This is a genomic window from Arthrobacter crystallopoietes BAB-32 (assembly GCF_000328305.2).
Classification (GTDB): Bacteria; Actinomycetota; Actinomycetes; order Actinomycetales; family Micrococcaceae; genus Crystallibacter; species Crystallibacter crystallopoietes_A.
The window spans coordinates 1-1,583 of sequence record NZ_ANPE02000243.1 but is presented as its reverse complement, the minus strand read 5'-3'; the positions used below and the strand labels follow the sequence as shown (position 1 = coordinate 1,583).

1 protein-coding gene is annotated in these 1,583 nt (G+C 55.3%); it reads left to right on the top strand.

The window, feature by feature from the left end:
• Positions 1-362 precede the first annotated feature (362 nt).
• A complete protein-coding gene (locus D477_RS18455) occupies positions 363-1,439 on the top strand; it encodes a DNA adenine methylase (protein ID WP_005273374.1) in 1,077 nt (358 codons plus the stop codon).
• Positions 1,440-1,583 lie beyond the last annotated feature (144 nt).

Here is a 1,583-nt window from a genome sequence, read left to right as displayed (position 1 = left end):
GACACTCACTTGGGAACCGTTTATCAAGCTTGTTTATTCGACGTTCCCCATCGTGACTGAACCTCGCTACAAGGACCTTGATTTGGTGCAGCTTGCGAATAAGTACAGCCGCTCTTGAACCGCAGCCCCATTATTTCTTCCCTCTGGGCTCAGCTGACGAGCAGAAGGCATTAGTGCTAATTTGGCCCACGACTCACTTCCTTGGCCTCTAAGAAGACGGAGTTTCTCACCTTTTTGGAACGGTTGCTGGCGCCGCAGCCCGGCTTTGTCATCGCCGAACGGTAGGCTCGTAGCGGACCCTAACGTGGCAAGTTCATGCGGATCGCTTTGGGTCCTCAGTTGCACTCGGAGGAACAGGTCGTATGAGCACCGCAGTCGAAATGAAGTCGCCCCCGCGCAGCCCGGTAGCCGCGCTGGCGCGGGCTGCTGCATACCCCCGGCTCCGGTACATGGGTTCCAAATACAAGTTGGCACCCCACTTGGGCGCAGTCTTCAACGATGTCGGCGGAACCACATTTCTAGACGCCTTCAGCGGCTCAGGGTTCGTGGGCTACCTGGCCAAGGCAATGGGCTACGCCGTCGACACGAATGACTACTTGCACTTCCCATCCGTCATTTCCCGGGCGTCCATGGTCAACGAATCTGTAACCTTGACTGACGACATGATCGCCGCCATCTGCGGCCCAGCAGCCGACGATCGGAACTTCATACAGACCACGTTCAAGGACGTCTTCTTCGCCGAAGACGACCGCGTCTTCCTGGATTCAGCTTGGTCACACATTGACAGTCTGACGGGATTTGAACGAGATCTAGCCCTAGCTACCCTTATTCTCTCCGCCGCGCGGAAGCAGCCGCGAGGCGTGTTCACAATTTCTGGCGATCTATCCCATTACAACGATGGCCGGCGCGACCTTTCGTTGCCCCTTCGGGAGCACTTCAGAGAACGCGCAGCTGAGTACAATGCCGCAGTGTTTTCGACGGGCCGGACCAATCACGCGTACACCGGCGACGTATTCGACCTGGTGAAGACGGACTACGACGTTGTGTACTTGGATCCGCCCTATGCTCCCCCGAGTGATGATGCGGACTACACGAAGAGATATCACTTCCTCGAGGGGCTCTCGGACTACTGGGTAGGACGCAAAATCATGCAGGAGACGAAGACCAAGAAGATCCCAAAGCAGAAATCCGTTTTCGCTAATAAGCGCACCATCGAGGATGCGCTTGAACGGACCTTCGACAAGTTCAAGGATGCCGGAGCAATCGTGATGTCTTACTCGTCGAATGCCCTCCCCGGCGATGCAAGGATCAAAGAGTTGCTTGGGTCTGTGAAACCAAATGTGGAAGTTCGTATGGTCGACCATCAGTATCACTTTGGCACCCACTCCTCTGCGGCACGGCGCTCAGTCCAGGAATATATTTTTATCGGGAGAGACTGACAGTGCCCACAGCTATACCAAGCTTCGAGGAGTACGTCGCCTCTCTCGGAGCTCTAACTTCGCACGTAGATCCAACCTTGGAGAACGAAGAAGGACGCCTTATCAAGTCGGCTGCTACAGAGTTGGCAGAATTGAATGAGATCA